The following is a 7646-nucleotide window of genomic DNA, read 5'->3' on the forward strand; positions in this document are numbered from 1 at the left end:
CCGCCATAGCTCAGTTGGTAGTAGCGCATGACTGTTAATCATGATGTCGTAGGTTCGAGTCCTACTGGCGGAGTATATTGAGAAGAAGGTTGATCCTTCTTTTTTTATTTTTAGAAACTAAAACATCTTATCTACAGTATTTAGTAAGTTGCTTAATGTAACATTTTTTTAATTGACAATCCGAATTTTAAATAGTGTGTTTATATGTTGTGAAAAATTTTTAGTCGTTTAATAATTAACGCTAAATGATTTTGATTAATATATTTTGAATGATCTTAAATTTTTTAGGTTTCCCTATTGTAAAATGAAGTACAACAAATTTGGGATTAAAGTCATTGATTTACCAGGAGCAGTGTGAATCCGTAAGAAATTTACTAAGCGTTCCTCTACAAAAAAACATCTAGTAAAGTCAATGGAAGAAAGACCAGAATAGACCAACTCTGTTCTTAGTGGTTAGACAACAGGACAATCTGCTATTCGAACCTTGATAGAACGACAAATACGCTATGCTATTACAAGAGAATTCGTGGAGAAGAAGGCTGAGTATGTCAATAAAGGTATCTTAAAGTGTATGACTCCTTTATCCTATTAAGTCAATTACGGTCGTCAATGGGAAAGACTTTTTAATTAATTGAGATTGAGGATTTGGATGTTTAGTTGGCCATACCTATTTTTCATATGAAAGAGCTACAATTTAGAATTTCTATGAGCTTTTGAAAGAAATTGTACCAAAGGGTGATTCACTAAAAGAACTCGATTTTAATTTTTTAAAAGCTTACTCAAAAACTATCGATAAAAGGCCAAGACGAATCCATAGTTATCAGTCCGCAAAAAAGCTGTCTGAGTTAATTCAAACATCTTGAAGGATACTAACTTAATCAGAAGAGCAATTTTGTTGCACTTAACTTAACAATTGGGGACAATTATATGTTCTATAATATAATCAGTTTTTTATGTTGTGACTTGTTTTTTAAATTTTTTGTTAGTTCAGTCTTTTATTTTGACAGTTGAGAGAATGTTAGTAAATTTTTCTTTTTCTTTGTTACAATTAAAATATAATAAAGAAAAGGGGTAGATTATCATGCTACAAGAAATTTATAAACAAATGTTGGATTTTTATGAAATCATTGAAGAAGAGTACGCTGACTTATTTGCAGATGATTTGGAATGGGTTCATCTTCATTTTAAGTTTTTGATTTACTATTTAGTTAGATATGGTGTAGACCATAGTTGTAAGTTTGTAGTTTATCATTATCGTGCTTCTTATCGTTTGTATCTTGAAAAGTTGATAGCTCAGAGAAATCTTATTACTTGTTGAGAAATGTATAGATATTTCCGAACGAAATCAATCATTATTTAGTTTTATTTAATAATTTCCTATTTTTTTTGTCTGTATGATTTTTTAATAGTTGGAAATAGCAAATCTTTTGCCTTTTCTTCTTGATAAAAAAGTGATTTTTTCTTATAATAAATTGTAAGATATAATTGCGGGTGAGATTCCTGCCATGTACATGAGAAAGGTAGAGCCTATTGGCTCAGACAAAGAAAAATTATGACTTCAGTTGTTGTTGTAGGTACCCAATGGGGTGATGAAGGTAAAGGGAAGATTACAGATTTCCTTTCAGCTAATGCAGAAGTAATTGCACGTTACCAAGGTGGTGATAATGCAGGACATACGATTGTGATTGATGGTAAAAAATTTAAGTTGCACCTAATTCCATCTGGTATCTTCTTCCCTGAAAAAATTTCTGTAATTGGAAATGGTATGGTTGTAAATCCAAAATCTCTTGTGAAAGAGTTGAGCTATCTGCATGAGGAAGGTGTTACGACAGATAACTTACGTATTTCTGATCGTGCACATGTTATTTTACCTTACCATATCGAGTTAGATCGTTTGCAAGAAGAAGCAAAGGGTGACAATAAGATTGGTACAACGATTAAAGGAATTGGTCCAGCTTATATGGACAAGGCTGCTCGTGTGGGAATTCGTATTGCGGATCTTTTGGATAAAGAAATTTTCCGTGAACGTTTAGAACGTAATTTGGCTGAAAAAAATCGTCTGTTTGAAAAATTGTATGATAGCAAAGCTATTGCTTTTGATGATATTTTTGAAGAATACTATGAATACGGTCAACAAATTAAAAAATATGTAACTGATACTTCAGTAATCTTGAATGATGCACTTGATAACGGTAAACGCGTGCTATTTGAGGGTGCACAAGGTGTCATGTTAGATATAGACCAAGGTACTTATCCATTTGTTACATCTTCAAATCCTGTAGCTGGTGGGGTAACAATCGGCTCTGGTGTTGGTCCAAGTAAGATTGATAAGGTAGTTGGTGTATGTAAAGCTTATACGAGTCGTGTTGGTGACGGTCCTTTCCCAACTGAGTTGTTTGATGAAGTTGGAGAGCGTATCCGTGAAATTGGTCATGAATATGGTACAACAACTGGTCGTCCACGTCGTGTAGGTTGGTTTGACTCAGTTGTGATGCGTCATAGCCGTCGTGTTTCTGGTATTACCAACCTTTCTTTAAACTCTATTGATGTTTTAAGTGGTTTGGATACAGTGAAAATTTGTGTAGCTTATGATCTTGATGGTCAACGTATTGACTACTACCCAGCAAGTCTTGAGCAATTGAAGCGTTGTAAGCCAATTTACGAAGAGTTGCCAGGTTGGTCTGAAGACATTACTGGAGTTCGTAATTTGGAAGACCTTCCAGAGAATGCGCGTAACTATGTTCGCCGTATTAGTGAGTTAGTAGGCGTTCGTATCTCAACCTTCTCAGTAGGTCCTGGTCGTGAACAAACAAATATTTTAGAAAGTGTTTGGTCATAAGAGATTTTTAAGATTAGTTTAAGACAGGTCGGTTATACTATAGACAGTTACAAGAAGACCTCCTAACTTGTTGTAACAGATATCCTAAACTTTTCTTTTTCATAATAATCTCCCTATAGAGTCACCGCATTCGGTGGCTTTTTTTGTCTGTTAAAACATGGTATAATGAGAGAATTGATGGAAATAAAAAACTAAGAATATAGAATAGATCCTTTAAAATAATATTTTTAGAGTGCAAGAGAGTTGTCTAAGCTGTTAAGATAAGTATGGTTTGAAGAGATTTATAAAGAGTATCATTAGAAACAGAGAGAAGAAATGGATTATAGGCTAGAAGAAAAAGAAGCATTTATGAGGGAAGCCTTGAAGGAGGCAGAAATAGCTTTAGAGAATGATGAAATCCCTATTGGTTGTGTGATTGTTAAGAATGGAGAAATCATAGGTCGTGGGCATAATGCACGTGAGGAATTGCAGCGGGCTATCATGCATGCAGAAATCATGGCTATAGAGAATGCGAATCTTCGTGAAGAGAGCTGGCGTTTGCTGGATTGCACACTTTTTGTGACTATTGAGCCGTGTGTCATGTGTAGTGGGGCGGTTGGACTCGCCCGCATTCCAAAGGTGATCTATGGGGCTAAAAACCAGAAATTTGGTGCTGCTGGGAGTTTGTACGATATCTTGACAGATGAGCGCCTCAATCATCGTGTGGAAGTTGAAAGGGGAATTTTGGAAGATGAATGCGCAGCTATTATGCAGGATTTTTTTAGAAATAGACGGAAAAAATAATTTTGCTTTTAAAATGAATAGGAATGTGATATAATAAATAGTGGAGCAACAGTTCTGCGTGAAGCGGGTCAGGGGAGGAATCCAGCAGCCCTAAGCGATTTGAATTGTGTGCTCTTTTTTTCGTGCTTTTTCCGAATAAATAAGATAGAATAATCTAGAATAAATGATAATAGAAAAGAGAAGATGATGAAAATTCGTGGTTTTGAATTGGTTTCGAGTTTTACAGATGAAAATTTATTGCCTAAGCGTGAGACAGCGCATGCGGCTGGTTACGACTTAAAGGTTGCTGTGCGTACAGTTATTGCGCCAGGAGAGATTGTATTGGTTCCGACAGGGATTAAGGCTTATATGCAACCGACGGAGGTTCTCTACCTATATGATCGTTCTTCAAACCCTCGCAAGAAGGGCTTGGTTTTAATTAACTCAGTTGGGGTCATTGATGGGGATTATTATGGAAATCCTGGGAATGAAGGGCATATTTTTGCACAGATGAAGAATATCACAGATCAAGAGGTTGTTCTTGAAGTTGGAGAACGTGTTGTCCAGGCTGTTTTTGCACCATTTTTAATAGCAGATGGAGATGAGGCAGACGGCGTGCGGACTGGTGGTTTTGGTTCGACAGGGAATTAGGATGAAGATTATCTTTGTACGTCACGGGGAGCCAGATTATTGTGAGTTAGAGGAGCGTTCCTATACGGGATTTGGGATAGATTTGGCGCCCTTGTCTGTGAAGGGACGGCAGCAAGCTCAGGAACTGAGCACCAATCCTTTACTCCCTTCAGCTGAAATAATTATATCTTCTGCAGTCACAAGAGCTTTAGAAACGGCTTCTTATGTTGCTTGTGTTACTGGACTTCCTTTGAGAGTGGAGCCATTATTGCATGAATGGCAGGTCTATGAAAGTGGCACATATAATTTTGAAAAAGCTCGTACTATGTTTCTAGAAAATAAGGGGGAGTTACTTCTTAATAGTCCTATTCAATATGAGACAGCTACGGAGATGGAGTCTCGTTTTCTAGAATGTATGTCTAAGTATCGAGAACATCAGACTGTGGTAGTTGTAGCTCATAACATGCTTATGCGCCAGTTTGTGCCAAATGAGAAGATTGATTTTTGCCAAGTGATTGAGTGTGAGTTAGAGATATAGAAAGAGGTTTATCATCGCAAAGAAAAAAGCGACATTTGTATGTCAAAATTGTGGGTATAACTCCCCTAAATATCTGGGACGTTGTCCTAACTGTGGGTCTTGGTCTTCCTTTGTAGAAGAGGTTGAGGTTGCCGAGGTCAAAAATGCGCGTGTGTCCTTGACAGGTGAGAAAACCAAGCCTATGAAACTGGCTGAAGTGACCTCCATCAATGTCAATCGAACCAAGACGGAGATGGAGGAATTTAACCGTGTACTTGGAGGCGGAGTGGTACCAGGAAGTCTCGTCCTCATCGGTGGGGATCCTGGGATTGGAAAATCAACCCTTCTCCTACAAGTCTCAACCCAGTTGTCTCAAGTGGGGACTGTTCTCTACGTTAGTGGGGAGGAGTCTGCCCAGCAGATTAAACTACGTGCAGAGCGTTTGGGAGATATTGATAGCGAGTTTTATCTCTATGCAGAGACCAATATGCAGAGCGTACGAGCAGAAGTGGAGCGTATCCAACCAGACTTTCTCATCATTGACTCCATCCAGACCATCATGTCTCCTGAGATTTCAGGGGTGCAGGGATCTGTTTCTCAAGTGCGTGAGGTGACAGCTGAACTTATGCAGCTGGCCAAGACTAATAACATCGCCATCTTTATCGTAGGACACGTGACCAAGGAAGGAACCTTGGCTGGTCCACGTATGTTGGAGCATATGGTGGATACGGTCCTTTACTTTGAAGGAGAGCGTCACCATACCTTCCGAATCTTGCGAGCTGTTAAAAACCGTTTTGGTTCCACTAATGAGATTGGGATTTTTGAGATGCAGTCGGGCGGCTTGATTGAGGTACTCAATCCGAGTCAAGTTTTCCTAGAAGAGCGTTTAGACGGTGCTACGGGCTCGTCCATCGTTGTGACCATGGAAGGGACGCGTCCGATTTTGGCGGAGGTTCAGGCTTTGGTGACACCGACTATGTTTGGAAATGCCAAGCGTACTACGACGGGACTTGATTTCAATCGCGCAAGCTTGATTATGGCTGTTTTGGAAAAACGAGCAGGTCTTCTCTTGCAAAATCAGGATGCTTATCTCAAATCTGCTGGCGGTGTCAAATTGGATGAACCTGCGATAGACTTGGCTGTTGCGGTTGCTATTGCTTCCAGCTATAAGGATAAGCCGACCAATCCTCAGGAATGTTTTGTAGGTGAACTGGGCTTGACAGGAGAGATTCGCCGTGTCAATCGGATTGAGCAACGCATCAATGAAGCTGCTAAACTGGGCTTTACTAAGATTTATGTACCTAAGAATTCCTTGACAGGAATCACTCCACCTCAGGAAATTCAGGTGATTGGTGTCACAACCATTCAGGAGGTTTTGAAAAAGGTTTTTGCTTAATCTGTGACAAATCCTCTTAAAAATGATAAGATAGGAGAAATATTTGACTCTCAAACTGTTAAGGAGGAAATCATGTCTTATTTTGAACAGTTTATGCAAGCCAATCAGGCTTATGTTGCCCTACATGGGCAGTTAAATCTGCCACTTAGACCAAAAACAAGAGTAGCTATCGTTACTTGTATGGATTCTCGTTTACACGTTGCCCAAGCTTTGGGACTTGCTCTTGGGGATGCTCACATCTTGCGGAATGCAGGTGGTCGAGTGACAGAAGACATGATTCGGTCGCTGGTTATTTCCCAGCAACAGATGGGAACGCGGGAAATCGTAGTGTTGCACCATACAGACTGTGGGGCTCAGACCTTTGAAAATGGTCCTTTTCAGGAGTATCTGAAAGAGGAACTAGGTGTCGATGTGTCAGACCAGGACTTTTTACCTTTCCAAGATATAGAAGAGAGTGTGCGTGAGGACATGCAGGCCCTTATCGATTCTCCACTTATACCAGAAGATGTCATCATTTCTGGAGCTATCTATGATGTAGATACAGGAAGTATGACCGTCGTAGAAGTATAAGATGATATTTAGAAAGAAGTGTATGAAGAAAAAGAATATCCTATTTATTTTTATTTTATTGTTGTGTATTGGTTTACAGTATGAAACGAGTTATTTTACCAATGGTTCTATGTCAGAAGCAGACTATAAGTTGATGGGGGTAGCCCTCTTTTTGGCTCTCTTTTACATGATTCCTGCTACTTTTGTCTTAACTCGTCTTGGTAAAAAATGGGATGTTCCCCAAAACGCTTTGATACTATCCCTATTAGGTGGGATGTTTATTTCAGGGTGGTTGTCTAGCTTTGCTAATACTTACATCCATGATTTCTTGGGAGTTCTTTTCCCTGATAGTGGCTTTTTAAATACCTTTGAAAGTGCTATTGTGGCTCCATTAGTAGAGGAACCCTTGAAGCTATTGCCTCTTGCTTTTGTTTTAGTTTTGGTTCCGGTCCGAAAATTAAAATCATTGTTTTTACTAGGGATTGCTTCAGGTTTGGGATTCCAAATGATTGAGGATATTGGCTACATTCGTACAGATTTGCCAGAGGGCTTTGACTTTACTATTTCGAGGATTTTAGAGCGTATCATCTCGGGCATTGCCTCTCATTGGACGTTTTCAGGTCTTGCAATCGTTGGTGTCTACTTGCTCTACAGAGCCTCTAAGAGCCAGCAGGTCGATAAGAAAAAGGGCTTTGCTTATTTAGGTTTGGCCTTGGGTGCACACTTCCTCTTTAACTCTCCTTTTGTGGAGTTGGAGACAGAGGTGCCTCTTGCGATTCCTCTAGTCACAGCCATTACTCTTTACGGTTTTTATCAAGCCTTTCTCTTTGTGAGGAAGGACAATCACGAGATGGTCTAAAAAATAGACAAGGGTACAAATGAACTGCACCCCAAAAGTTAGACAGAAAAATCTAACTTTTGGGGTGTTTTTATTATGAAATTAACTTATGAAG

The 7646-nt window shown here is 39.1% G+C and carries 8 protein-coding genes, 1 tRNA gene, 1 other RNA gene and 1 pseudogene; all 11 read left to right on the top strand.

Annotated features, from left to right (window positions below; translation table 11 throughout):
- The 11 genes and pseudogenes from QZ114_RS06760 (at position 1) to QZ114_RS06810 (ending at position 7552) form a co-directional block, all read left to right on the top strand.
- A tRNA-Asn gene (locus tag QZ114_RS06760) sits at positions 1-73 on the top strand.
- 252 nt (positions 74-325) lie between these two features.
- Positions 326-863 (top strand): annotated as a pseudogene (locus tag QZ114_RS06765) (IS30 family transposase); the annotation flags it as partial.
- Positions 864-1081: 218 nt separating this feature from the next.
- On the top strand, positions 1082-1318 hold the full coding sequence (gene comW / locus QZ114_RS06770; protein WP_295501318.1) for a sigma(X)-activator ComW: 237 nt from the start codon (positions 1082-1084) through the stop codon (positions 1316-1318).
- Positions 1319-1552: 234 nt separating this feature from the next.
- On the top strand, positions 1553-2839 hold the full coding sequence (locus QZ114_RS06775; protein ID WP_295501321.1) for an adenylosuccinate synthase: 1287 nt from the start codon (positions 1553-1555) through the stop codon (positions 2837-2839).
- Positions 2840-3154: 315 nt separating this feature from the next.
- On the top strand, positions 3155-3622 hold the full coding sequence (tadA, locus tag QZ114_RS06780; RefSeq protein WP_295501324.1) for a tRNA adenosine(34) deaminase TadA: 468 nt from the start codon (positions 3155-3157) through the stop codon (positions 3620-3622).
- A gap of 32 nt (positions 3623-3654) precedes the next feature.
- Positions 3655-3752, top strand: an RNA gene (ffs, locus tag QZ114_RS06785) — signal recognition particle sRNA small type.
- Between the two features lie 56 nt (positions 3753-3808).
- Positions 3809-4252 carry a dUTP diphosphatase gene (locus QZ114_RS06790; RefSeq protein WP_295501334.1) on the top strand — a complete coding sequence of 148 codons (444 nt, stop codon included), beginning with the start codon at positions 3809-3811 and terminating at the stop codon, positions 4250-4252.
- A complete protein-coding gene (locus QZ114_RS06795; RefSeq protein WP_295501327.1) occupies positions 4203-4769 on the top strand; it encodes a histidine phosphatase family protein in 567 nt (188 codons plus the stop codon). Before QZ114_RS06790 ends, QZ114_RS06795 begins: the two co-directional genes overlap by 50 nt.
- A gap of 10 nt (positions 4770-4779) precedes the next feature.
- Positions 4780-6144 carry a DNA repair protein RadA gene (gene radA, locus QZ114_RS06800; RefSeq protein ID WP_295501336.1) on the top strand — a complete coding sequence of 455 codons (1365 nt, stop codon included), beginning with the start codon at positions 4780-4782 and terminating at the stop codon, positions 6142-6144.
- A 72-nt stretch (positions 6145-6216) separates the two neighbouring features.
- Positions 6217-6714 carry a carbonic anhydrase gene (locus QZ114_RS06805; RefSeq protein WP_295501329.1) on the top strand — a complete coding sequence of 166 codons (498 nt, stop codon included), beginning with the start codon at positions 6217-6219 and terminating at the stop codon, positions 6712-6714.
- Positions 6715-6736: 22 nt separating this feature from the next.
- Positions 6737-7552, top strand: coding sequence for a PrsW family intramembrane metalloprotease (locus QZ114_RS06810; protein ID WP_295501332.1), 816 nt, complete (start codon positions 6737-6739; stop codon positions 7550-7552).
- The last annotated feature ends 94 nt before the right edge of the window (positions 7553-7646 follow it).

Origin of the sequence: uncultured Streptococcus sp. (genome assembly GCF_901875575.1) — a bacterium.
Taxonomy (GTDB): domain Bacteria; phylum Bacillota; class Bacilli; order Lactobacillales; family Streptococcaceae; genus Streptococcus.

What these genes read in the sequence shown, in the direction of transcription:
- comW (WP_295501318.1), top strand. Translation starts at nt 1,082, where the DNA reads ATGCTACAAGAAATTTATAAACAAATGTTGGATTTTTATGAAATCATT.
- QZ114_RS06775 (WP_295501321.1), top strand. Translation starts at nt 1,553, where the DNA reads ATGACTTCAGTTGTTGTTGTAGGTACCCAATGGGGTGATGAAGGTAAA.
- tadA (WP_295501324.1), top strand. Translation starts at nt 3,155, where the DNA reads ATGGATTATAGGCTAGAAGAAAAAGAAGCATTTATGAGGGAAGCCTTG.
- QZ114_RS06790 (WP_295501334.1), top strand. Translation starts at nt 3,809, where the DNA reads ATGAAAATTCGTGGTTTTGAATTGGTTTCGAGTTTTACAGATGAAAAT.
- QZ114_RS06795 (WP_295501327.1), top strand. Translation starts at nt 4,203, where the DNA reads ATGAGGCAGACGGCGTGCGGACTGGTGGTTTTGGTTCGACAGGGAATT.
- QZ114_RS06805 (WP_295501329.1), top strand. Translation starts at nt 6,217, where the DNA reads ATGTCTTATTTTGAACAGTTTATGCAAGCCAATCAGGCTTATGTTGCC.
- QZ114_RS06810 (WP_295501332.1), top strand. Translation starts at nt 6,737, where the DNA reads ATGAAGAAAAAGAATATCCTATTTATTTTTATTTTATTGTTGTGTATT.